The sequence below is a fragment of the Streptomyces sp. NPDC052036 genome (genome assembly GCF_040680495.1).
In the GTDB taxonomy this organism is placed as follows: Bacteria; Actinomycetota; Actinomycetes; order Streptomycetales; family Streptomycetaceae; genus Streptomyces.
Genome location: NZ_JBFAWW010000062.1, coordinates 1 through 22,714, shown reverse-complemented (window position 1 = coordinate 22,714; position 22,714 = coordinate 1). Strand labels below are relative to the sequence as shown.

At 66.0% G+C, this 22,714-nt stretch carries 17 protein-coding genes and 10 pseudogenes; 15 read left to right on the top strand and 12 right to left on the bottom strand.

The features are described 5' to 3' along the window. Window positions 1-126: 126 nt before the first annotated feature. Window positions 127-684 carry a helix-turn-helix domain-containing protein gene (locus AB0L95_RS39835; RefSeq protein WP_365171212.1) on the bottom strand — a complete coding sequence of 186 codons (558 nt, stop codon included), beginning with the start codon at window positions 682-684 and terminating at the stop codon, window positions 127-129. 447 nt (window positions 685-1,131) lie between these two features. Here AB0L95_RS39835 and AB0L95_RS39830 point away from each other — a divergent pair, with 447 nt between their 5' ends. Next, a complete protein-coding gene (locus tag AB0L95_RS39830; RefSeq protein WP_365171210.1) occupies window positions 1,132-1,821 on the top strand; it encodes a hypothetical protein in 690 nt (229 codons plus the stop codon). A gap of 443 nt (window positions 1,822-2,264) precedes the next feature. Here AB0L95_RS39830 and AB0L95_RS39825 read toward each other — a convergent pair. Next, a pseudogene (locus AB0L95_RS39825) lies at window positions 2,265-2,429 on the bottom strand (WhiB family transcriptional regulator); the annotation flags it as partial. 512 nt (window positions 2,430-2,941) lie between these two features. On the opposite strand from AB0L95_RS39825, the gene AB0L95_RS39820 reads away from it, so the two are divergent. The 3 genes from AB0L95_RS39820 (at window position 2,942) to AB0L95_RS39810 (ending at window position 4,106) form a co-directional block, all read left to right on the top strand. Further along, window positions 2,942-3,262, top strand: coding sequence for a helix-turn-helix domain-containing protein (locus tag AB0L95_RS39820; RefSeq protein ID WP_365171208.1), 321 nt, complete (start codon window positions 2,942-2,944; stop codon window positions 3,260-3,262). Window positions 3,263-3,338: 76 nt separating this feature from the next. Continuing rightward, entirely contained in the window at window positions 3,339-3,872 is a 534-nt protein-coding gene (locus AB0L95_RS39815; protein ID WP_365171206.1) for a hypothetical protein, read from the top strand. 9 nt (window positions 3,873-3,881) lie between these two features. Continuing rightward, window positions 3,882-4,106 carry a hypothetical protein gene (locus AB0L95_RS39810; protein ID WP_365171204.1) on the top strand — a complete coding sequence of 75 codons (225 nt, stop codon included), beginning with the start codon at window positions 3,882-3,884 and terminating at the stop codon, window positions 4,104-4,106. Window positions 4,107-5,003: 897 nt separating this feature from the next. Here AB0L95_RS39810 and AB0L95_RS39805 read toward each other — a convergent pair. Next, window positions 5,004-5,804: pseudogene (locus AB0L95_RS39805) on the bottom strand (transposase); the annotation flags it as partial. A 292-nt stretch (window positions 5,805-6,096) separates the two neighbouring features. Between AB0L95_RS39805 and AB0L95_RS39800 the strand changes: the two are divergent. Next, a pseudogene (locus AB0L95_RS39800) lies at window positions 6,097-7,212 on the top strand (IS110 family transposase). Window positions 7,213-7,228: 16 nt separating this feature from the next. Here the strand turns inward: AB0L95_RS39800 and AB0L95_RS39795 are convergent. The 3 genes and pseudogenes from AB0L95_RS39795 to AB0L95_RS39785 all read right to left on the bottom strand — a co-directional run. Beyond that, window positions 7,229-7,723, bottom strand: a pseudogene (locus AB0L95_RS39795) (transposase); the annotation flags it as partial. A gap of 149 nt (window positions 7,724-7,872) precedes the next feature. Continuing rightward, window positions 7,873-8,481, bottom strand: a complete 609-nt coding sequence (locus AB0L95_RS39790) for a hypothetical protein (protein ID WP_365171202.1) — start codon at window positions 8,479-8,481, stop codon at window positions 7,873-7,875. Next, window positions 8,478-8,702, bottom strand: coding sequence for a hypothetical protein (locus AB0L95_RS39785; protein ID WP_365171200.1), 225 nt, complete (start codon window positions 8,700-8,702; stop codon window positions 8,478-8,480). The genes AB0L95_RS39790 and AB0L95_RS39785 overlap by 4 nt, the downstream gene beginning before the upstream one ends. Before the next feature lie 54 nt (window positions 8,703-8,756). On the opposite strand from AB0L95_RS39785, the gene AB0L95_RS39780 reads away from it, so the two are divergent. The 3 genes and pseudogenes from AB0L95_RS39780 to AB0L95_RS39770 all read left to right on the top strand — a co-directional run bounded on the left by AB0L95_RS39780 (window position 8,757) and on the right by AB0L95_RS39770 (window position 10,793). Beyond that, on the top strand, window positions 8,757-9,119 hold the full coding sequence (locus AB0L95_RS39780; RefSeq protein ID WP_365171198.1) for a transposase: 363 nt from the start codon (window positions 8,757-8,759) through the stop codon (window positions 9,117-9,119). Between the two features lie 38 nt (window positions 9,120-9,157). Then, a pseudogene (locus tag AB0L95_RS39775) lies at window positions 9,158-9,676 on the top strand (transposase); the annotation flags it as partial. Between the two features lie 406 nt (window positions 9,677-10,082). Next, the gene (locus AB0L95_RS39770; RefSeq protein ID WP_365171196.1) at window positions 10,083-10,793 is read left to right on the top strand and encodes a DUF4232 domain-containing protein; all 711 of its coding nucleotides are present in this window, start codon (window positions 10,083-10,085) and stop codon (window positions 10,791-10,793) included. 257 nt (window positions 10,794-11,050) lie between these two features. Here AB0L95_RS39770 and AB0L95_RS39765 read toward each other — a convergent pair. Together AB0L95_RS39765 and AB0L95_RS39760 are read right to left on the bottom strand one after the other, a co-directional pair. Further along, a pseudogene (locus AB0L95_RS39765) lies at window positions 11,051-11,632 on the bottom strand (NosD domain-containing protein); the annotation flags it as partial. A gap of 167 nt (window positions 11,633-11,799) precedes the next feature. Continuing rightward, on the bottom strand, window positions 11,800-12,258 hold the full coding sequence (locus AB0L95_RS39760; protein ID WP_365171194.1) for a hypothetical protein: 459 nt from the start codon (window positions 12,256-12,258) through the stop codon (window positions 11,800-11,802). 797 nt (window positions 12,259-13,055) lie between these two features. Here AB0L95_RS39760 and AB0L95_RS39755 point away from each other — a divergent pair. The 3 genes and pseudogenes from AB0L95_RS39755 to AB0L95_RS39745 form a co-directional block, all read left to right on the top strand. Further along, window positions 13,056-13,301: pseudogene (locus tag AB0L95_RS39755) on the top strand (EsaB/YukD family protein); the annotation flags it as partial. 19 nt (window positions 13,302-13,320) lie between these two features. Continuing rightward, window positions 13,321-13,533: a hypothetical protein gene (locus AB0L95_RS39750; RefSeq protein ID WP_365171216.1), complete on the top strand. Its 213-nt coding sequence runs from the start codon at window positions 13,321-13,323 to the stop codon at window positions 13,531-13,533. After that, complete coding sequence (locus tag AB0L95_RS39745) at window positions 13,527-14,498, top strand: hypothetical protein (RefSeq protein WP_365171214.1); 972 nt, start codon at window positions 13,527-13,529, stop codon at window positions 14,496-14,498. Before AB0L95_RS39750 ends, AB0L95_RS39745 begins: the two co-directional genes overlap by 7 nt. A gap of 42 nt (window positions 14,499-14,540) precedes the next feature. On the opposite strand, the gene AB0L95_RS39740 is transcribed toward AB0L95_RS39745, so the two are convergent. Continuing rightward, complete coding sequence (locus AB0L95_RS39740) at window positions 14,541-15,173, bottom strand: response regulator transcription factor (RefSeq protein WP_365171192.1); 633 nt, start codon at window positions 15,171-15,173, stop codon at window positions 14,541-14,543. 1,247 nt (window positions 15,174-16,420) lie between these two features. On the opposite strand from AB0L95_RS39740, the pseudogene AB0L95_RS39735 reads away from it, so the two are divergent. Further along, window positions 16,421-16,657: pseudogene (locus AB0L95_RS39735) on the top strand (transposase domain-containing protein); the annotation flags it as partial. Between the two features lie 223 nt (window positions 16,658-16,880). Here AB0L95_RS39735 and AB0L95_RS39730 read toward each other — a convergent pair. The 3 genes from AB0L95_RS39730 to AB0L95_RS39720 all read right to left on the bottom strand — a co-directional run bounded on the left by AB0L95_RS39730 (window position 16,881) and on the right by AB0L95_RS39720 (window position 20,201). After that, on the bottom strand, window positions 16,881-17,438 hold the full coding sequence (locus AB0L95_RS39730; RefSeq protein WP_365171190.1) for a transposase: 558 nt from the start codon (window positions 17,436-17,438) through the stop codon (window positions 16,881-16,883). Continuing rightward, window positions 17,408-17,965: a helix-turn-helix domain-containing protein gene (locus tag AB0L95_RS39725; RefSeq protein ID WP_365171188.1), complete on the bottom strand. Its 558-nt coding sequence runs from the start codon at window positions 17,963-17,965 to the stop codon at window positions 17,408-17,410. Before AB0L95_RS39725 ends, AB0L95_RS39730 begins: the two co-directional genes overlap by 31 nt. A gap of 937 nt (window positions 17,966-18,902) precedes the next feature. After that, a complete protein-coding gene (locus AB0L95_RS39720) occupies window positions 18,903-20,201 on the bottom strand; it encodes a hypothetical protein (RefSeq protein ID WP_365171186.1) in 1,299 nt (432 codons plus the stop codon). Between the two features lie 593 nt (window positions 20,202-20,794). Here AB0L95_RS39720 and AB0L95_RS39715 point away from each other — a divergent pair. The 3 genes and pseudogenes from AB0L95_RS39715 to AB0L95_RS39705 form a co-directional block, all read left to right on the top strand. Continuing rightward, window positions 20,795-21,274, top strand: a complete 480-nt coding sequence (locus tag AB0L95_RS39715) for a transposase family protein (RefSeq protein ID WP_365171184.1) — start codon at window positions 20,795-20,797, stop codon at window positions 21,272-21,274. 176 nt (window positions 21,275-21,450) lie between these two features. Further along, window positions 21,451-21,852: pseudogene (locus AB0L95_RS39710) on the top strand (transposase); the annotation flags it as partial. 70 nt (window positions 21,853-21,922) lie between these two features. After that, window positions 21,923-22,411 (top strand): annotated as a pseudogene (locus tag AB0L95_RS39705) (ATP-binding protein); the annotation flags it as partial. Window positions 22,412-22,714 lie beyond the last annotated feature (303 nt).

Genomic DNA, 22,714 nt, shown 5'->3' with positions numbered 1-22,714 from the left:
CAACGGAGCTCCTGCTGAACAGTGATCTTGGTCGACACGGTTCTCACAGGAGCTCCGTCTGTTCTCAGACCGCTTGACACATCAGCCACACGCCTAACTACACGGCATTGGGGATAGTAGGTGGGATCACCGGGCCGAGCTCGTCGGCGCAGACCACCGTCGCGCCGTCGGGCGGGCTGGTGTAGAGCTCGATGATCCGCGTCCTTTTCCCTCGAAGTCCGGACCCTTCGAACGGACCCAGGAGCGGGTGCGGCGTCGGCGCATGCCCTCGGCCAGCAAGATCCTGTGCACTTGGGAGCGGCCGACCTGGATGGCCAGTTCCTGAGCGGCTGCGGCCAGTGCGTCCAGGGTCCACTCCGCCGGGCCGGCCTCGTCCGGCGCCCACATCTCATTGGACGGCCGGACCTCGAGCCGTCCGGGCGGGGTCTGCTTGACCAGGCTGATGATCCGGGAGCGTTCGGCCTCGGTGATCCTTCGCTTGCGGCCCTGCCCGCCAAGATCTTCCAGGCCTTCCAGTCCCGAGCGGTTGAAGCGGTGCAGCCAGCGGCGCACCGTCTTCTGACTGCATCTGAGTTCATCAGCAATCTGCGGGACCAGCCACCCGTTCCAGCTCAGTTCCACCATCCGGCATCGCTCCACCAAATCCTTCGGCGCTTTTCTGGCCGACGACAGGCGGTGGACCACCGCTTGCTCACCCTCGTCATGACCCGGCCGTGCCCTCAGCACCATGACCCAGCACCCGCTCCCGAGCACCCGCAACCGCCCCGCTACCAGGACCTATACCCACCAAAAGCGGAATTCAGCACTAGGGATTTCGGACGTGGAAATCAACGACATCGACTACCTGGACGTGGATTTCTGAGGAGGGCCCCCGTGACACGCTTCGGATTAGCGGTGATGTGCCGGAGCGCGATAGTTGTCATCAAGGCAGGCGTGTTGTCACCAGGACCACCGAATGGGGGCGTACGGGACCGACCCTGGTCCTTCCACCCATGTCACCGGTCTGCGACAGCGATGTCCTGGAACGAAGACGCCGGGATCTTCTCGGTTCACAGCCCCCCTATAGTGATTAAGCAAGCACCAAGAGGCCGAACGGATTCGGCCTCGGCCAGTGGTTACCAAGGGGATTTCATGTCCGACAACCGTCGTAAGGCCATTCTCGTCTCCGCAGCCATCGTGGGCGGCGCCATGTTGATGACGGCGTGCCAGGACTCGAACGCGGCCACGGGCACCGGCGCCGCGCAGGGTTCTTCGTCCGCCACTCCGGCTGGCGATGCGGTCACCCCGTCCGGCTCATCGGCCGCGGGCAGCAACGAGGGCACCGGCAAGGGCTCCGACGCGACTGGCAAGGGAACCGAGGACGCGGCCGGCTCCGGCTCCGGCTCCGGCGCCGACACCGGCAACGGCAAGCGGGAGCCGGTCGGGCAGAGCTGCGGCGCCAACGACATCTCCTGGAGCACCAGGTCCGAGACCCAGGCCGGCGGATACATCCTGATCGCCGCGAAGGCGAAGCCGGGGATCACCTGCTACCTGCCCGCCGCGCTTCCGACCGTGGCGTTCGGATCCGACGGCACCGAGGCGGGTCCCGCGGAGCAGACCGCCGGCAAGCAGATCAAGCTGAGCGGGAGCACCATCGCCTACGCCGGGGTGAACCCGAAGACCACCAACGGAAACGGTGGCAAGGAACTGGGCAGCATCATCGTCGCCGTCGGTGACGCCGACCCCAACCCGGTTTCCCTGCCGGTCGGCACCATCACTGTTGACCACCCGATCGTCACCAACTGGCACACCGACCCGAAGGACGCCGTTCCCTTCAGCTGAACGAACCCGTGATCCAGGCTGGTGACGCGTAGCGTGCCAACCTAGCTGTGGTACGGCGTCCGGTGCAGGCGGAACAGGCAACCGTCAGTCCAGTCATGCGGTTGCAACGCCGTGCTGCGTTGCCTCGTAGCGGTCCTGCAGCTGGGCGAACCGGTCATGGATCGGGCCCCCGACCTAGCACGGCCGGTCCTCCGAACATCGGTGACGCGGTGCCCCGCCTCCCAGGCCGCAGCGGCAGTCACAGCGGCGGCTGCAATGCAGGCGGGTCAGGCGATGGTCAGTGCCGAGGGTGCGGGCGGGCCGTGCCGCGCGATGGTGCGCGGCACGGCCCGCCTGTATGAGTGACGGATTGAGCGGTGCTGGCACTCCGGAGTGTCGGACCAGCAGCCGCACACGGAGCACTGCCATAAGTGCCGCACGGATGGCGGCCAGCCGAGCACGCATCAGGTCGCCGCCTTCCCCGCCCGGAGTCGGCGGCGGGCGGCGCGGCGCTTCATCGCGCGGCGTTCGTCCTCGGACAGGCAACCCCAGACGCCGGAGTCCTGACCGGACTCCAGCACCCACTGGAGGCACTGCTCGATGACCGGGCAGCGACGACAGACAGATTTGCCATTGCGCGCCGTGACGCTTCAACAGCTCGCGCGTCCCCTTGGGGTCGCGGATGAGCGCGATCACCTCGAATGCGCCGTCCGCGTTCTGATGGATGGCGCCCGGCTGCCGCGGACCGATCTGATCGTCGATGACCCGGCGCAGCGCCTCGCTCATCATCGGGTCGATGTCCGGAACGGCGGACCGCTGCGGGTGCGGCCAGCCGTCGGCGGGCATGGGCTGTCGCCCGTCCCGCTCGTGCGGCGTCGGCCGAACCGGCAGCGGGGGCCGCTGTGTGGTGGCAACGGCAGATGTCATGCCGGGTATGCAGGTCGTCCTTTCGCGGAAGGTGACCTGCGACAAGAACCCCCAAGGGCCCAATCCTTGGGGGTTCGTCGCGTACGGGTCCCGCACAGCCGCGGGGCAGTGCACCCTGCGCACTCCCACACGACCGCCGGGCGTTGAAACGCGGCGGCCGCATGAGGCAGCGTAGGTTCTCCTTGATCCGCTTCTCTCGATCGGCCTCTCTGCCTTGCCTGTTGCCGCTGCCCGTCCGATCATCTTGCGTGCTGCCGAGCGCGAGCGGCTGAAACTGATGGCCTACGGCAACAAGACCGAGTACCGGCTGTGGATGCGCGCGCAGATCGTCCTGCAGGCCGCACGTGGACGCTCCAACGCGCGCATCGCCCGGGAGACCGGCCTGCATCTGGACACGGTCCGGTGCTGGTGCGGCCGGTTCGCCGACCAGGGCCTGGGCGGCCTGGGCGACCGCGATCGCTCGGGTCGCCCCGTCGGCGTTCACCGCGCTCCAGACTGCCGAGGTCAAGGCGCTGGCCTGCCGGTTACCCGCTGAGACCGGCGCGCCGCTGTCACGCTGGTCAGCGCCCGAGCTGGCCCGCGAGGCCGCGGCCCGGGGCATCGCCACCTTCGTGTCGGCCTCCACCGTCCGCCGCTGGCTCGCTCAGGACGCGCTCAAGCCCTGGCAGCACCGCTCCTGGATCTTCATCACCGATCCCGACTTCCTCGCCAAGGCCCAGCGCGTGCTGGACCTGTACGCCCGCACCTGGCAGAGCCAGCCGCTCGGCGAGGACGAGCACGTGATCAGCGCGGACGAGAAGACCTTCATTCAGGCCCGCTGCCGCGGCCACCCCACCCTCGCCCCCGGCCGGGCTCGAGCCATGCGCGTCAACCACACCTACAGCCGCGGCGGTGCCCTGGCCTACCTGGCCGCCTACGACGTCCACGCCGCGAAGGTGTTCGGCCGCACCGAGCCACGTACCGGCATCGACCCGTTCATGAATCTGGTCACCCAGGTCATGACCCAAGAGTCCTACGCCAGCGCGAAGCGCGTGTTCTGGATCGTCGACAACGGCTCTTCCCACCGCGGCAAGAAGGCCGCCGACCGGCTGACCGCCGTGTTCCCGAACGCTGTGCTCGTACACACCCCGGCCCACGCCTCCTGACTGAACCAGGTGGAGATCCACTTCTCCGTCGTCCAGCGCAAGGTCGTCTCGCCCGACGACTTCGCCGACCTCACCGAGGTCGCAGACCGGCTCCGCGCCTTCGAAGACCGCTACAACGCCACGGCACAGCCGCTCCAGTGGAAGTTCACCACCTCCGACCTGGACGATCTGCTGGCCGGACTCGACCGGCACGCCACCGATCACCAGGAACCTTCCGTCGCGCTGGCAGCCTGATCAACCCCCGAAGGACTTCTGGAACCGACCACTTAGTCGTCCGACTTTCGATCACGCTGGCGTACCACAATATTCGATCGATCTCTGAGCAATCTCAAATATGGCCACGCGCCAATGCAGAGAACCATAATCAAGGAAAACGTCACACCACAGGCTCCACGACAGGGCCAGTCTCCCGGGGCATATGCTGCAGTTGCAAGACCCGGCCCGGTGAGTGCGCACCGACAGCGCCGCTCACCGCCGATTCCGCACCCACCCCTACCCGCCCGGCCCAGCCCTCCTTGTTTTCGTCTGGCACTACACAACTAAGAATTACGCGATGATCACGGAAAGAGTCATCATGAAAAAGTTCGTAGTCGGTGCACTTCTCGGGGTCTCTATAATCGTGACCACTGCGACGTCCGCTTCAGCTGCTGGTTGGTACTACACGGGATATTGGTACCCTACTGCCATCGCCTGCGAGGCGGGCTATCAGAAGCTTGTTGGGGGCCCTACGGGTCCTAACGTGGATCTGCCGCACCAATGTAGGTACAACCGTGGGGGAAACGTCTACGAGCTGTGGCGGGAACAGTGAAGACTCGAGGTAAATAAACGATTCGGCGAGGCCTCCGCAAACAGAAACGAGGCCTCGCCGGCCCTTTAGAGCAGAACGATCTACCGGGAACCCGGGGGCCGTTCCTTGTTCCGGGGGGTGACTTTCATCGGGCTTCAAAGGCTCATGACAACGTGACTGATCAAAATCACCGCCTTGGGGAGCCGTGCTACTAACCTCGATCTTTCGTGAGGGTCCGTCGACGGAGTCGGCGGACCTTTTCGGTTTTCGGGGTGGGCGGTGAGCAGGCCGGTGGTCCGGCTGTCGCGTCGGGTGGTGCTGTCGTGGGGTGGGAAGGTTGCTGGTCAGTCCGGGTTGGGCAGGAGTGTGAGTCGTTCGAGGGCGCCCGTGATCTCGTGGGGCCAGGGCCAGGTTCCCAGAGCCGGGCTTGGCCGGTCAGGGCGAGCATGGGCATCCGGGCCGGCAGGTCGAGCGTGATCTGGACGATCTCCAGCCAGACCTTGTTCTGCGCGGTGTGGTGCGGGGGCAGGTTGCGCAGTCCGGTGGACCGGGTGGCGCGGATCCGGTCCTTGGTACGGGCCCGCAGCCGGTGACGGAACTCGAGCTCGGGCGATCGGCCGATCAGGGGTGTTGGTCGCGAAACACGTGATCCGCATACCGTCCGCGTCGGTGATCCTCAACTGGCCTCCGGGATGCGGACGTTCCTTGCGGACGATCAGCCGCATGCCCTCGGGCCAGCCGTCCGGCAACTTGCCCGTGAGCTCGGCAGCCCAGGCCCCGCCACGGACCTTGCCGTCGGTCTCGACGGCGGGTGTCCAGGCCGAGGCCGGGATCTTCAGCACGTGCTGGTGAATGGTGTCGGTGATCACCATGCCGACCGAATAGGACAGCCACCGGCCTCGCTTCGTGAGCCAGGACACGAAGTCGTGGGTGCCGCCGACGGAGTCCGCGCGGATGAGCGTCTGCCGCCCCCGCCGGTACTTCTTCGGCACCTGTGACAGGGCCAGTTGGGCGGTGGTGATGTGGTCGGTGGCCGTGTTCGAGCCCGCGTTCCCCGGTCTGAGGAAGGCGGCGACCGGTTCTCCGGTTCCGCCCGGGCCATGGTCGACGAAGGCGGTCAGGGGGTGGTGGCTGTAGGTCTTCCTTAAGAATGTGGGTGGTCCAGAAGGGCCGGGTGTGGCTGGTAGGTCTTTGCCGCTTGTGGCTCTGGAAGAATGGCCGCCCAGTCCTCCGGGACGCTCCGACTGCTGATTGAGAGCTGCGAGCATCGCTGATTGGGGAAGCGTCGGCGGAGTGTTCCTCTGGCCACGAAAGCGCTGGTCACGATGGAACGGAGCGACGTTGAGTGCGTCTCATGCGCGGATATGGGTCGGCATCGATGCTGGCAAGGGGCACCACTGGGCGGTCGCGGTCGCGGTCGACACCGACGGCGAGACGGTGTTCTCGACGAAGGTGATCAACATGAGACCCAGATTCTCGCCCTCATCGACACCGCCTGCGAACGGGCCGACGAGGTGCGGTGGGCAGTGGACATCTCCGGCCGGGCCTCCACGCTGCTGCTTTCTCTGCTGGCCGCGCGCGGCCAGCAGGTGGTCTACGTGCCCGGCCGGACGGTCAACCGCATGTCCGGCGCCTACCGGGGCGAGAGCAAGACCGACGCCCGCGACGCCCGGGTCATCGCCGACCAGGCCCGCATGAGGCCGAAGGACTTCGCACTGCTGGACACACCGCCCGAGTTGGTCACCACGCTCCGCGTGCTGACCAACTACCGGGCCGATCTGATCGCCGACCGCGTCCGGCTGATCAACCGGCTCCGCGACCCTCTAATCGGCATCTGCCCTGCCCTGGAGCGGGCCTTCGACCTCTCCGCGGCCAAAGGCCCGGTCGTCATGCTGACCGAGTACCAGACCCCGGCCGCCCTTCGTCGGATCGGCGTGAAGCGGCTGACGGCCTGGCTGGAACGGCGCAAAGTCTGCAGCGCTGCCACCGTCGCGGTCAAGGCCGAGGAGGCCGCCCAGTCTCAGCAGATCGCGCTACCCGGCGAGAACCGGGCCGCCAAGCTGGTCTGCGACCTCGCCCACCAGCTTCTGGCCCTGGACGAGCGAATCAGGGACAACGACCGGGAGATCCGCGAGACCTTCCGCGCCGACGACCGCGCCGAGATCATCGAATCCATGCACGGCATGGGCCCCATCCTCGGAGCGGAGGTCGTTGCCATCGTCGGCGATATGTCCGGCTACCGCGGCGCCGGCCGCCTGGCCTCGCACGCGGGCCTGGCCCCGGTCGCCCGGGACTCCGGCCGCCGCACTGGCAACTGCCGTCGGCTCAAACGCTACAACCGGCGCCTGCGGCACATCTTCTACATGGCTGCGCAAACCGCGATGTTGCGGCCAGGCCCCTCCTGCGACCACTACCTCAAGAAGCGGGCCGAGGGGCTGCTGCACACACAGGCTCTGCTGTCGCTCGCCCGGCGCCGGGTTGACGTGCTCTGGGCGATGCTGCGTGACAAGAGGCTCTTCACCTCCTGCCCCGCCGGTCACTCAGACGGCTTGACACAGTCATTGAGATTCTTCCAGGTCGCGGCCGCGTCCTCCTTGTCGGAGTGCGCGATCACGAGGACGCCGTCGAGGTCGACTGTGACCTGCCCGTTGGCGTCCGGGGCGTGCTTGTCCGCCAGCAACCAGACGCGGCTGCGGACTTCGGCCCGTGCGGACCGGATGGCCTGCAGGGCTTTCTCGTCAGAGGCGGCGAGGGCGTCGATCAGGCGGGAGACCGTCGGGTCGGAAGCGACCGGACCGAAGACGGCCGGCTCACACCGCAACATCGCGACGTCCGCGAGGCAGTCCCCGCCCGGCGTGACCGCCAGAGCAAGGTCCAGGAGGATCTTGCCGGGATCGTGGACGGCCCGCGGTTTGCGCCAGGACGCCAGTTGCGCGGATACCGCCCGGTCAAGGCCGATCTTGCGGACCGTCTCCAGCAGTAGGACCGCACCGGCCTGCGAGACCACCTGTCGACCGTCTCCCTGGACACGGACACGCGGGTACGACGAGATAGGCTCTCTCACCTGGGAAGTGCTCTTTTTCTTGCAGCCAACAAGACCCTCAGCAAGTCCTATCGTTGCAGGTCAAGGTAGGTCAGAGGCACTTTCTGCTTTCCTGACCGCTTGTCGGACAACCCGCTTCATGAAAGCCCGAGGCTAGGAGAGGTCGACTCTCAGGTCGAGGAAAGCTTGAGACTCCCGGAAGACCCCGCGAGAAGGCGCGCTGCCTGGTTGGTGCCTTCGGCGACCTGCTTCTGGTAGGCGGTCAGGGCGGCGGAGTTGGCGGAAATCAGTTGCCGCTGGTACCCGGTGAGTACGGCGAAGTAGTCCGCGGCCAGACGCGAGGAGCCGGTGCAGGATTCGGCGGCCGTGGCCGCGGCGATCTCATTGACAGTCGGCCGGTCTGTGTCCCAGGGCCCTGCGGCCAGTTCCTCGGGATCCTGGGCGGGATGTCCCGCTGCGGTCATGCATGCGGACCAGCGTTTGCGGGCGGTGACCACTCGCTGGTCCGTACCCGTCTGCTGGAATGACTGATCGAAAAGGGTCCGGACGAGCTTCCAGCCGTCGGTGTTTGCCAGACCCGGTAGTTTCTTGTCCGCCTCGGCAGAGCAAGCTTTGAAGTCCTTCTGCGAATACCCGGTTCCACCTCCCGCGCCGCCCGGAGGTGCAACCGCTATGTGAAAGCCCCTGCTCTTGGCTGTTGCGTGGCCGATGTAACCCCAGGCGCCGGCCGGGCGGACCGCTTCCTTCTCCTCGCTGCTCTTCGCGGCGACGCGGATCATGTTCTCAACTCGTCAACGCCCGCTCCGCTGATGATGTCGTCGCCAAGAGCCTGCAGCGGGCGCATGTCGTTGACCCGTACGTCGGCTACCTGCACCGACGCTGGAACGAAGGCATAAGAAATGCCGCACAGCTCCACCGGGAGATCCAGAAACTCGGCTATCCAGGAGGAGAGTTGGCCGTCCAGCGTCACCTGCGGCGCTATCGCGCCGGGCGCGGACACGCACCCGTCGTCGGCCCCAAGCCTCCCTCGGTTCGCGAGGTCACCTCATGGATCATGACCCATCCCGAACACCTTCGCGACGGCGATGCCGACAAGTTGCACCGCCTGCGTGAGCGCCACCCCGAGCTGGACCGGCTCACCGGCCACGTCAGGAAGTTCGCCGTCATGATGACTACACGCCACGGCGACCGACTCGAGGAGTGGATCGCCGGCGTCGAGCACGACACCCTGGCTCCACTTGCGGGCTTCGCCCGCAACCTCCGCCGAGACTTCGACGCCGTGCACAACGGTCTGACCTTGCCACACAGTTCAGGCGCCGTTGAAGGCAACATCAACCGGCTGAAGATGCTGAAACGCCAGATGTTCGGCCGGGCCGGCCTCGATCTCCTTCGCAAACGCGTTCTGCTCGCACGGTGACACCTCCCGCGCTGGATCACAAGATCGTCGACAGAACCAAGATCAGGGACGGTCATGTCGCCAACCGGCCCGTCTACGTGGTCATCGCGGTCACCGCTGATGGATACCGCGAGATCCTCGGCCTGTGGGCCGGGGACGGCGGAGAAGGTGCCAAGTACTGGCAGACCGGCCTGGCCGAGATCAAGAACAGAGGTGTCCGCGATGTGCTCATGCTGGTCTGCGACGGGCTGAGTGCCCTGCCCGATGCGGTGAACACCGTCTGGCCCAGGACTGTGGTGCAGACCTGCGTGGTCCACCTCATCCGCGCAAGTCTGCGCTATGCCTCGCGTCGCGACTGGGCCGAGGTCGCCCGCGATCTCAAGCCCGTCTACACCGCCGTCAACGAGAAAGAGACCCGGCAACGGCTCGCCGAGTTCGACACCACGTGGGGCAAGCGCTACCCGTCGATCGCCGGAACCTGGGAGCGGGCATGGAGCGAGTTCGTGCCCTTCCTGGGCCTGCCCGACACGATCCGGCAGGTCGTCTGCACCACCAACGCAATCGAGTCCCTCAACGCGTCGTGGTGGCCACGACCGCTTCGTGGATGCCGAGACTGACCGCGGCCAGCTTGGGTCGGCCGTGCAGGATGCCGCTGCTCTGGGCCACGCTCAGCCCTTGGCCGATGTCTCGCGGGGGTCGTGTACGCGGTGGATCGTCGGCGAACCGTTTCGTGGACGGGGCAGGGAGCGCCTGGTGGCCATCTCTGTGCCGCAGCGGCCGCAGGCGCTGCACTGCTGACGGTCACGGCGTGAACACCGGTGTGGCTGCGCCCGGTTGTCTTGTTACCGAATGCGGACAGATCCGGGTGAACGACGCCCGTCCCGGCGTCATCTCATGGGGTGCAGCGAAACAGTCGATGCGGCCGGTCGTCCTGCGGGGGCAGGGAGGTGCCGCGTCCTGACCGACCATGGGGGAGCTTTCATCATGACCACGCACCGTGCCCGCCGTACCGCCCGTTTTGCCGGCCTGGCCGTCGTCACCGCCGCGCTGGCGCTGGGCCTGACCGCCTGCGGCGGCGCCGACGACGACTCGAAGGCTGCTGGCGGCGACCACGCCACTGGTACCGCGCAGAGCCGGCCCACGTCCAACGGGGACGGCAAGGGCAATGAGCAGCAGACCAACAGCGCTGGTGCCACCAAGAAGGGGACGCGCTCGGCGACCGCCTCGGGCGGGACGGACGAGGTCGCGAGCAAGGGCGCAACGGTCGGCGACCAGCAGTGCCGCGGAGACGAGATGCTGGTCACCGCGGTGCACCGGTTCGCAGGCCAGCAGGGCGACCACCTGCTGATCACCGCGTCGAACGAGGGAACCAAGCCGTGCTGGGTCACCTCGTACCCGGCCGTCAAGCTCGGCGGGGACGTGGACGGCGCCGCACTGCCGCACTCGAAGAAGGACAACCCGGGCGGCGACCAGCACATCACGCTCCGGCCCGGAGACAAGGCATACAGCGCGGTGAACCTCTTCGACTACGGCTCGAAGAACCACACGGCGCAATCGTTCGCCATCGCGCTGCGCGGCGCGGACGGTCACAACGGCCCCTTCTACTCCGTCGACGCCAAGGGCCAGAAGCCGCAGTTCAGCTGGAACGAGGCCGACGTGCTGAACTGGAACACCAAGAAGCCGTACGACTTCTGACGCCCCGCCGGCCAGTGGCGAGTCACCGCCGTCCAGCACGTTCGTCGACCTGGAAGAGATCCAGAGCAGGCGCCGGTGACCGGACAGCAGCCCTACTCGGTCCGCAGGTGTGGACTGCTCACGCTGCATTGCATCCGGGGCCGGCCCCAGCGCCGCTGACGTTCGCCGCAGATGCAGGCGCGTTCGCGGCGCTGGACGGCCAGGATGTCACGCTCCTCGGCAGCCGGGCCCTGCAGGAGGCGCAGTAACACATGCGGGCCAGGCGCCGCGACCTCCGGGATGCCACCGGGTGCCGTCGGCATCGCCCACCGGCCGGCCGGCGAGAGCGACTGGGCCGGAAGCGGGCAGGACGCGGTCGTCGCGAGCCGGGCGGGCACCGTGGTTCGCAGATCGTTGCCGCGCAGGCAGTTGCCCCGTCCCCGCGTAGCGGTGGGGAACATCCAGCCGACGTCGACGCCGTTGCCGGTGAACGTGTTGTCCACGATCTGGTTGCCGACCGGAGGCAGGTCGGCGGTTGCGGTGATCACCAGCCCGGCGTTGCTGTTGCCGGCGACGCGGTTGCGGACGAACTGGTTGTCGCTGCCGCCGCCGACGCCGATGCCGGTGCCCCACCCGCCGTCAGCGTGCTCCGGGGTGGCCCTCTGCCGGCTGGCAGCGATCAGACTGCCGGCGATGACGGCACCCTGCTGCGGAAGCAGCTTCTCCTGGTGGTCGGAGTCGGTGGTCAGGCCCACCCGGTTGCCGACCAGGCGGTTGCCGACCACGTACATGTCCCCGCTGGCGTTGATGCCTTCGTAACCGACCGCGTTGAGTTCGGCGACGTTGTCCCGCACCACGAGGTTCTACGTCGTCAAAGCGGCCTTCCGCTACCGCCTTGGCCAGCTCGATCAGCGTTGCGTGAGCAGCATGTACGCCGGCCGGACCAAGCTTGTTCATCGTAGAGTGGACCATGTTCGCGTGGGTATCTCGGCTGAGTCCGCAGGTCCGGAAACACTCAGATCACCGATCAAGGGCCGGTCAAGTCGGCGGGTAGAACCACAATCTTACCTTCAATATGCGGGGCCACCTTGAAGTTCGACGGTCGCCCAACATGCCGGAGCAGGAGACTGCCGGCCACAACCACGTACTGACCATGCTCACGAGTGCCATCCAGAGCCCATTCACCGCGTCGCATCACCCAAATCCTTACCTGATCATCTACCTCGGATACGGCTCCGGACGTTTGGATGGAGGACGCACTGCGAACATCAGTAATCGCCGCGTCGTGAACCCTGGTAGCGCGCGTTTTGACGCGGAAATTCCCTTTCATGGTCGCGCTGAAAGTCGGTAGCCGAAATCCGTCGCCGATCCGCGCCTCCCACCCTTGCTTAAACGTGTCGAATACTTCAGGTGAGGCGTCCGACATCATGGAATTCAGGGAGAACCCTCCACGAATCTCACTGGTCTGAGAATTGATGACACTCATAGTCAGTCGATCCATTCCACCCCCTCACCCTAAGCGTCGTTTAGTAATTCACGACGGCCCGATAGCGCCTGGTTCGCCGTGATCTGACACCCATTGACTCCTGGGTGCGAATCAGGACGGAACGGGATTAAAAAACGGCCTCGTCCGCTTACAGGAGTTATGAGAGGGCGTTTAGGGGCTGTGCTGCTAAGTCGCTCCTGTGGTCAACGATCTTCGGGCTGATTCACTCCTTCGAGATACGTCGGCCCTCCCGGAAGGGGAGGCCCGGGAGGGCCGACGCGGCCCCACCGCGTGTCGGCGCCCAGCAGGTGGGGCGGGGAGGGGACCTTCACCAAAAGGGGGCACCGGGGAAGGCCGCCAACGCCCTTACAGTTGAGACTGGAACATTTCGAGCCGCCCCTCTGACCTCTGCGCCGGACAAGTCTCAGCGCCGCGGGACCACCACAATCTGACACCGACTCACCCGTGTACGACCTGATCCGGTCGCGGGAAAGCCACATCGAAATCAAGTGCAGTGCACACCCAAACCCTCTTTCAGCCAGGAGTATGGATACAGATCCAGCCACTCGTCAAGAACTGCGGCAACACCGGCACCAGAGCAGGTGACAAGCACCCCCTGTTTCCTGTATCACTCCGCCCTCGATCGGGGACACCTCTCAACGGCCGTCGCCGCCACGCCGGTCGGGTGGGGCGGGATACCGGGAGAGCCTGCCATCCGGGCGGCGGGCCGAGTCGTGGGAGACCTCGAAAGGGACATCAAAACTGGGTACTCGTCGGCACATCAAATTGGCTGCAGAATGGCTTACGCCTCACTGTGTACTTCAAGGGACGCATTCTTCGTGGATGAGCACTGCCGAATTACCGTTGTGGGCGCGCGCCGTCGGGTCGACCTGGCAGTGCCGTCCCACGCGCCAATCGTCAGCTACGTCAACGCCCGTGCCGGGCTCTGCCATGAACAGGACGCCGAAGTTATGCCGTCCGCCTGTCCCCTGGCCGACACCGTTGGCGTTGCGTTCGCCCTGGAACACTCATTGGCCGAGTTGGGAGTTGTCGACTGGGCAGGTGCTCCACCTGCGGGACGTGGCCGCCGACGAGTTCGACGAGCCGGTGGTGTACGACGTGGCGGAGCGGGTCCCAGAGCCGGCCGAGGGAACCCTCGACCGGCTCTGGGACGTGCGCACCCGAGTGGCGACGGCGCCCCCCTCGGGCTGTGCTGGCTGGTCGCCGCGCTCACGGAGATCGAGGCGAGCGGCCGCTTCGGCGCAGGTGTGCTGACCGACCTGGCGGTCAGCACCGGGCTGTTGCTGCCCGGACTGGCCTGGGCGGCTGGCGAAGGGCGGTGGCCGGTGTCGTGGTGGCTGCGTCAGGCGATCGCCCTGACGTCGGTCTCATTGCTGGCGCTCGCCGGGCGCACGTTGGGCGCGGCCGGAAGGCCGGGCGGAGCGGTCGGGCTCCTGACCCAGGGCGGGCTCACCGTGGACGCACTGCTGGTGGGTGCCCTGGTCGGTGCAGTGCTGGCGTATGTCGCGGCGTTCGGTGTGATCGCCTGCGTAGTGCTGCTGGCAACCACCCTGATGGCAGCGGTTCTGGGCACCGTGCTCGCGCTGCTCGGCGCGAACGGCACCCAGTCGGCCTCGGCCGTTGCGGCGGTCGTGTTCGTCCTGGTGACCTGTACCGCGCCCGCGTCGAGCGGCCTGGTCGCCTACGTCTACCGACGGAATGAGGCACGTCGCATCTCAGTTAAGGAGGATTACGACGAGGACCGGGTAGCCGAAGCGATGCACGTCGCCGGTACCGTGCTCATGGGATGGACGTGTGTACTGGCCGCAGTACTGACGACGGTGTTGGTGGCGGCGGCCGCGTCCGATTCCTCCTACGGAGCAGGGCTGGTGGCCTGTCTCGGGATGGCTCTGTTGCTGTGCGCCGGGGAGGCGAATGGGGTCGTCGAGGTAGTCCTGATCGCTGGGGCGAGGGCCGCCGGGCTGTGCATGTTGCTGGTCATTGGTTCCGGGAACTTCGGGTGGTCGGGGTGGCAAGCACCGGCAGTGTCCTGTCTGGCCGCGGTCGGTATGATCGGCTACGGCCTGCGGCACCTGACGCCCCGGCCGGAGCGTCCGCTGAGGAGCCGTCCTGGGTGGCTGACCGGCGTGACCTCGGTGATGGGTGGGACCGCGGTCGCCATGGCAGTGGGCGCGTTCGGTGCGTCCGACTGGTTCCTCGACTTGGGCCGAAGTCTGTGAGGCGTCAGGTCCCGCCCCGCCCGAGAGGCTGGCGGCCGATCCTCACTGGGGCCGGAAGGCCTCCACCCGGCCGCCTCCAGGTCGTCCGTCCGGCAAGACGTGGGAGTCCCCGGGCCCGAGGCCGAGTTCGATGGCCTTCCTGGTCAGGTCGGCCTTGTTCCCCACGGCGAGCTTGTTGCGGATCCGCTTCACATACGTGCTCACGGTAGCCTCTGTCAGCCCCATGCGATGCGCTATCTGGCGGTGCGTCAATCCGGCTGCCAGCCACCGCAACGTCTCGACTTCGCGGTGGGCGAGCAACGCGGGTGCTGACATCGATGGCGTCCGCAGCTCGGCGTGCAACCGAGGGGTGAGCGCCGGAGAGATGTGCACACCGCCGCGTGCCACGGTAGTGAGCGCGTGGATCAGTTCGTCGTCCCCGCCATCCCGGGTGACGCAGCCGAAGGCGCCAGCTCGCAGAGCGGTGGCGACCAGTGGCCGGGTGAAGTCGGCGACCACCAGCACCCTGCCGAACCCTGCGAGATGGTTGACCACCACCTCGAGGGAGCGCTCGCTGTCGGGCGACGGCCCGAGCACCACGACATCCGGACGCGGGAGCGCCGGGTCGAGGTCCGTGGGCTCGGCGACCACCGCGATCAGTTCGACTAGCGGGAGCCCAGAGAGCAGGCTCGCCATCCCCCGGCGAACTAGACTGTGGTGCTCGACAACCGCGATCGTGAGTGTGTGGGACATCAGGCCTCTGCAATTCTTGATCCGCAAACGCAGGCCTCACAAGAAGGCCTGCCTCGAGTCCGATCGATTGATGTCGCTCGGATGATGGCTCCTCGTCAAGCGTCGGCGACTTCCGATTGTCTGCCGTGTGGCAAACGCGTAATCGATGCCCGTTGACAAAGAGATTCGATAGGCGCCTACCACGTCATTTCTGCCTGGCGGGCACCTCCCCAGACGCTTCCATGCAAAATCACGAATCAATGAAGGCCGACTCCCCACCGCGTGAAAGCGCCGAACCGCGCACGCTGTGCAATCAACGTCGCACGCAGACCCACCGGTTCAGTACCAGGGAGAGGCTGCGGCGCTCCGACGGGCACGTTCCCTGCCGTTGGCCTATGGCTACCAGTGGCTAATCAGCTCGCCATCCTGCATCGCTGTCGCAGAATCAGGCCGACGACAACTGTGGGGTGGGCAAGGACGGACGATGGGCCTACTATCCCAAACGCCGGATACAGCACACCACCCGGCGAACTGGCAACAATTTTACGACGGCTGAGTCACAGCGCCCAGTAATGGGCAGGGAATACGTGGCTTGGCGAGTTTGACAACTCGATAAAGCCGAAGGGGTCCACTCGCGCTCGTACACGAACCGCCCGTCGGCAACCAGCTCGACGATCCGCTCACGTAAGGCGGCGTGGTCGGTACGAAATACCCTGGCGCCACCGCCTCCTTGCGGGTCACCGAGGGTGCCACATCCCACCCGTGCTGCGTCGATCCTGGACCACGCCGGCCGCGCGCCCGCCTGGATCTGGGCTGAGAAGGCGGCGCCCGGGACAGGTCGTGAGTGCGCCCGCTCGATGTAGCTGTATGTCACACCTGGAGGGTAGGACTCACAACTGTGCGGAGCCATGCTTGAGATTGCCCAAGCAGCGCATAGATCTTGCGGTGAACCGAGTGCCGGTCAACTACGTGATAGGGGAACACCAATTGCGGCGGCGCGGCGATAGGTGATCCACAGTCGCCGGCTCGGCGTGACGCCTGAAAGCGTTACACATCGCTATCACCCTAGCACCAATACCGGTAGCTTAGGGGCAATCCGGTCGTTGTCGCTGATGTGCCAAGAGCGGGTCAAATGAAGTCATCTGGTGAGCGGTTGTCGGACCGGGTCGCGGTCGGGGTGCTGCCCCAGACGTTTCCTCAGTCGCTGGTGGATGAGGTGCTGGCGGAGACGGGCCGGGTGCAGCAGGCGGAACCGGCTGCTGCCGGCCCGGCTGGTGGTCTCCTTCGTGTTGGCGATGTGTCTGTTCTCGGGGCAGAGCTATGAGGAGGTCGCCCGACTGCTGACCGCGGGTTTGCAGGGTGCGCGGCATTGGCGTGCGTCGTGGGTGGTGCCGAGTACGGCGGTGATCTGGAAAGCCAGGTCTCGGCTGGGTGTAACGCCGCTGCGGCAGCTGTTCGCGCGGGTGTGCCGTCCAGTTGCCACAGGGGACACTCAGGGTGCCTTCTACCGCGACTGGCCGCTGGCCGCGATCGACGGCACCACATTCGACGTGCCCGACACGAAGGCGAACGTGGAGGCGTTCGGTCGCCCTCCCCGCGCAGGGCGGGGTGAACAGGACGTCGGCTACCCGCAGTTGCGCATGGTCGGCCCGGTGGAGTGCGGCACCCATGTCATCTTCGAAGCCGCGCTCGCAGCCCTTCGCACCGGAGAGCAGACTCCGGCCCGGGCGGTCCTGGGTTCCCTGCGGCCGGGGATGCTGCTGCTGGCCGACCGCGGCGGGTGGCGTGGGTGATGTGGCTGGGGTCGGCGAAGGAGCGGGCGGCCAGGGCGGTTTTGCGGAAGATGCGCCACCAGCCTTCCTGGAGGTTGAGCCAGCAGGCGCCGACCGGGATGAAGACGTGCTTGATGCGTGGGTGGTCTTCGAGCCAGGTGCGGGTGGACACGCTGTTGTGCGAGGACAGGTTGTCCGTGATCACGTAGATGTCCCCGGCGGGGTCGGCGTCCTCGACCAGTTGGAGGAACTGCTGATAGAAGACGCTGTTGCGGGACGTGGCGGTCATCGTGACCGCTTGACCGTCACGGGGGCGCAGGGCGCCGTAGACCCAGGTCTTCTCCGGTCCGCGGGAGTAGTCGATCTCGTTCTTGATGCGGTGTCCGTCCGGCGACCAGCCCGGCGCCGGCGGGATAGTACGTGGGATCACCGGGCCGAGCTCGTCGGCGCAGACCACCGTCGCGCCGTCGGGCGGGCTGGTGTAGAGCTCGATGATCCGCGTCCTTTTCCCTCGAAGTCCGGATCCTTCGAACGGACCCAGGAGCGGGTGCGGCGTCGGCGCATGCCCTCGGCCAGCAAGATCCTGTGCACTTGGGAACGGCCGACCTGGATGCCCAGTTCCTGAGCGGCTGCGGCCAGTGCGTCCAGGGTCCACTCCGCCGGGCCGGCCTCGTCCGGCGCCCACATCTCATTGGACGGCCGGACCTCGAGCCGTCCGGGCGGGGTCTGCTTGACCAGGCCGATGATCCGGGAGCGTTCGGCCTCGGTGATCCTTCGCTTGCGGCCCTGCCCGCCAAGATCTTCCAGGCCTTCCAGTCCCGAGCGGTTGAAGCGGTGCAGCCAGCGGCGCACCGTCTTCTGACTGCACCTGAGTTCATCAGCAATCTGCGGGACCAGCCACCCGTTCCAGCTCAGTTCCACCATCCGGCATCGCTCCACCAAACCCTTCGGCGCTTTTCTGGCCGACGACAGGCGGTGGACCACCGCTTGCTCACCCTCGTCATGACCCGGCCGTGCCCTCAGCACCATGACCCAGCACCCGCCCCCGAGCACCCGCAACCGCCCCGCTACCAGGACCTATAGCCACCAAAAGTGGAATTCAGCACTAGGGCGTGTTTCGAAAGTCCCGTCTGGCCCGCGACTCCCCAGCCTGGCGGCTGGGAGGTGCCCCCAGGCACGGCACCTCGCCGCGTTGTCGGGGTCGTCCGCATACGCCCAGTACACGGACGGCCCTCCGCCTTGCGATGCACCGCACCAGACGCCGCGGGCCCCGCCCTTCGGGCGGGCGACGCTACTTTCGAAACACGCCCTAGCCGGAACCGGCGAAGTCCAGCGCATACGCCTTGCCGACGCTGCCTTCGACGAGGACCACATCCAGTGGTCCGAACGCCTTGCCGCCGAAGCCGCCTGGGCGCGACCCGGCCCCACCGCGGCATGAACCCCAGTGCGCGGCACCCTGTGAATCCAGTCCGCCGCGCACGGGTCCGTGCCGCCGGCCCCCGATGCCTGCGGGGAACTGCGGCGCCCAGTCCGATGACTGTCCACCCAGCCCAGAAAGAGACACCCGTGACCCCGCCCATGACGACCAGCGCACCGATCACACCCCTGACGCCGACCCTGCAGCGCGTCGCCCAGCACCTCGCGAGCGGCCTCACCCCCAAGAGATCGCCATGCAGACCGGGCTGTTGGCCGTTACCGTCCGTCAGTACGTCCGCGACATCTGCGAGAGCCCTACTGCCCGCCCCGCCGCAAGCCCCCGGTGATCGTGCACCACCTGTTCGTTGCCCAGCAGGTGGCCTCTCCGACGGCGGACAGGCCAACGCCGGAGCTCGGCCCGGAGCAGCTGCTGGTGCTCCGGGCTGTCGCTGAGCACGGCCACGTCGGCGACATCGCCGTCGCCGCCAAGATCGCCCCGGCCGATCTACGCGCTGCGCTCGACCAGCTCCTCGCCGACACGGGGGCTCGGGATACCACCCAATTGGTGGTTCTGGCTCACGGCTGGAAGCGGCTGAAGGCCGAGCAACGACAACGCTTGAGTGCTGTCCAGATCGGGCGGAGCCATCATGCCGGATATGCTGCAGATCTGGCGACCGCCGAGTGAACCGATTCTGGACAACGGATGACGCTTCCTCGCGTCGTTGATTTTGTCGAGAACCGTCTCCGGCAAACCAGTTATCCCCCTGTCGTTCGGTACTGGTGTACGAACGGCTGTACCTTTCTCCTCGCGCTGGCGAGCAGGTTTGTAGAGAAATTTCTTGGAGAGCATCAAGTGAGTGGCTGACAGCATCGCCGAAGCCCGGAGCCATAGATAGCAGCCAGCAATCTCCGGGAACTTGGAGAGCAGGCTGGCGATCTCGCCATCGCTCATCGCATCAAGATCCAACTTCTTGATGCCGACCCTATCGAGAAGAATAAAGGGCAGCGGAGAATGCTGCATCGCTCTGTTCAGCTGCTCTCGCTCGCTGGAGAGCAAGCCAGGGTAGATCTTTCTGATCTGGGCTTGATGCTTCGATGGCTGGGTGCCACTCATCAAGTCGCGGATGATGAACTCGATATCCTGGGTACCGCTCGGAGGTACGTCGTCGACCTCCCAGTGAATGGCGAATTGTCGGAAGACGTCCATGAAGCGGCCAGCAGACATGGAGCCACGCTCGTCTCCATGTTGGACGTCGAGCATCAACCTGCGAGCTGCCATCAACATGTGGTTGGCTTGGTTGAAGCGGTCGCGGATCTCGTCTGGCTTCATGCCAGAACACCCTTGCTCCCAGATAGGCCAAAGCGCTCTATTGGCTGCCATCTCCAGGGTCTCGCAGCGATCGAACAACTCAATGCATAGAACTTCGCCTATGTCGCCCGTATAGGTTCGGGTGATGCCATCCTCATATACGCTAGGGATTCGCGCGACACACTCCCCGCTCCAGTACGCCCTCATATCCGGTGAGTTCCACTTAATCAGAGAAGCGTAGGCATCTCGATTCGGATGTCCAGTACCTGAGGCTGTAGCCAGTTGCGCGAAGTACACCAAGAACGGCACCCGCTGGTATCCGACTGCCAGTTGGTCCAGACCAGTCGACGGATGGGTTTTCGCCCTGTCGAGATCACGTTTCTGGAAGTGCATCCCCACTGAGGAACCCCACATGCCGAGCTCTACAAGCAATTTGCAGGCCTCGTCGTGCGAGAAAGTATCGGTCTGCGGCAGGGTGAAAAGCAGTCTATTCATCTCCCTGACCATGATCTCTGGCTCGACCTCACCAGCCAGTATCAGGTTGTTGAACCGAGGGAGCTCGGCAAGGGTCCATCTGCCTACAGGGGTGTCGGTTCTCTCTGTGCATTCCATATTTCATCGACCTCAAAGATCGGCGTTGTCACGTTGTTGGGTGTGTGGGCTTCTGACGGCGTGTCGGGGCGGTGGGGCCGGTTCGGGGCCTGTGCTCAGGCTGGAGCCGAGATGACCGTCCGCTTCGCCATCTGGGAGCAGATCATCGGCGCCGCCGGCCGGCCCACCACAGCCGCTAGTCGTGGACTGTCATCAGATGGCGGCGGGGTCGGAAGTGAAGCGTCCCAGGGTCGGTAGAGATCTCAGATTGTGGTTTTGACCTGGGGTTTTGTGGATTCCATGTAGTGATTGGCTGCGTATTCGACGGGTGGAACGTGAACCATCTCACCATGGAGCCTGCGATGGTTCTACCACGGCCGCTGTAGTTCCGGTAGCTGTGCTGATCAGCTGCTTGGGGGCAGGGCCGTTCCAAAGTCCGGACGATCGGGTGAGTGTGCTGGTCACAGCGTTGTGACGATGCTCGGCCGGGTCGTGTCATGAGCAATGGGGCTCCGGTTGAAGCAGGTGTCCCTTCAAGTCGCCCTGCTGAACCGGAGCCCCGATGTGCCGCCAGTCTGCCGCCGTTTGTCTCGTCAAGTCGCCTGCGATGGTGGGGTGTTCGAGGCTCGCTGGTGGAGTGGCTGGTCAGGCTGCCGGATCCCCGCCATCGTCGCGGCGTACGTCACCCGTTCATGGGGGTGCTGCCGGTCTCGGCCTGTGCGGTCGTGGCCGGCGCACTGTCCTACATGGCCATCGCCCAGTGGGCACGCAATGTCCCGCAGGAGACTCTGGCCCGGTGTGGTGCCTGCCCGCTGGCCTCGCTGAACGTACGCATCGCACCGCGCAGGTTGACGATGCGCCGGGTCATCATCGCGGTCTGCCCTGGTGGCCTGGCCGACCTGACCGGGGATGATCCGTCCGGGGCGGAGGCGCCGGCCCTGGACGGCAAGAGCGCTCGTGGTCCCCGCCGCTGGTAGGTGTCGGCCGCTCGTTTGCTTGCCGCCATGACCGGCGACGGCCGGACCGTCACCCAGCTGGGGGTACCGGATGGCGAGTTGGCGCGCGATAGCGGTGGGCATGCTCTCGTGGTGAGGGACATGGTCGACCGGGCGGTGTTGGCGCATCCGTTCTTCACGGGCATATCGACGGTGCATCTGGCTTCGCTGGTTGAGGAGTTGGCCCGTCCGATGGCCTGCGGCCGGGACGGATGCACGATGCGACCGCGGTTCGCGCCGCGGGTATCACCGGCTGCTTCCACCACTTCGACCTCGTCGAAGTGCTACTCGACGACGGCTACCTGGGCCTGAGCCGTGACCATCCCGGCCAGGCACTCACCCCGCCCAGAAAGCCCCGGCCCGGAGCACTGCCCGGCAGAGTCGAACAGTGGGAACGCGATCGGCACAGCCACTCATCCGACCCCATCACCGTCGAGCACGCCCTGGCCGATCACAAACGCTGGAAGCAACTGATGCGCTGGACCCACGGACGCGATCGTCTGCCCGACACCTACCGAGCCATCGCCAGCCGCGTTTCGGACCGCACCGTCATGACCTGAAATCGACCGTGAGCAGGCCAAACACGCCTCACCCGCTATCACGCACCAACTCGTAAGTGGTCATCTCATTTGGCTCATTGACCTGGTGCTGGCCGAGGAACTCGCGGTCCGGGATGACCGCCGTTTCCGCAACGGGCTGCGACTGTCGAAGCTGCCGCACCATAAGACGCTGGAGGACTACGACTTCTCCTTCCAGCCCGACCTCGACCCGCGCAAAGTCAAAGACCCGGCCACTCTTTCCTTCGTCGAGGACAAGGCCAACGTCGCTCTGCTCGGGCCGCCCGGGGTCGGCAAGACGCACCTCGCTGTCGCCCTCGCGGTCGCGGCCTGCCGGGCCGGCTACTCGATCTACTTCACCAGCCTCCACGACATGGTCCGCCACCTGAAGGCCGCTGAGGATCAAGGGCGGTTGATGGGCCAGGTCTTCGGAGACGAGGTCCTGGCCACCGCGATCCTCGACCGCCTCCTGCACCACTGCGAAGTCGTCTCGATCAACGGCAACAGCTACCAGCTCAAGAACCGCCTCCAGGCCATCGAACGGGAGACCGATGTGGCCTGAGCAGTGGCGCACACAACTTCGTACGCGGTGGTGCACTCAGACAAGTACGCGGACAGCGACGATGCTGCCGGATTCACCCAGCTCACGGATCTGCTACTGACTTTGAAGGCGGGTTGTCGTAGGGGCTGACGATCGGTGATCGTCGCGGTATGCCGGGTGTATGAGGTATCCGCAGGGTGGGGGTCTGACCGCGGAGAGGCAAGCGTTGCGCGAGCGGGTCCGGATGGAAGCAGCGGTGATGTTCGCCGAGGGGCGGGGCAGCACGGACATCGCGAAGGAGTTACGGGTCAGCGTCCGGTCGGT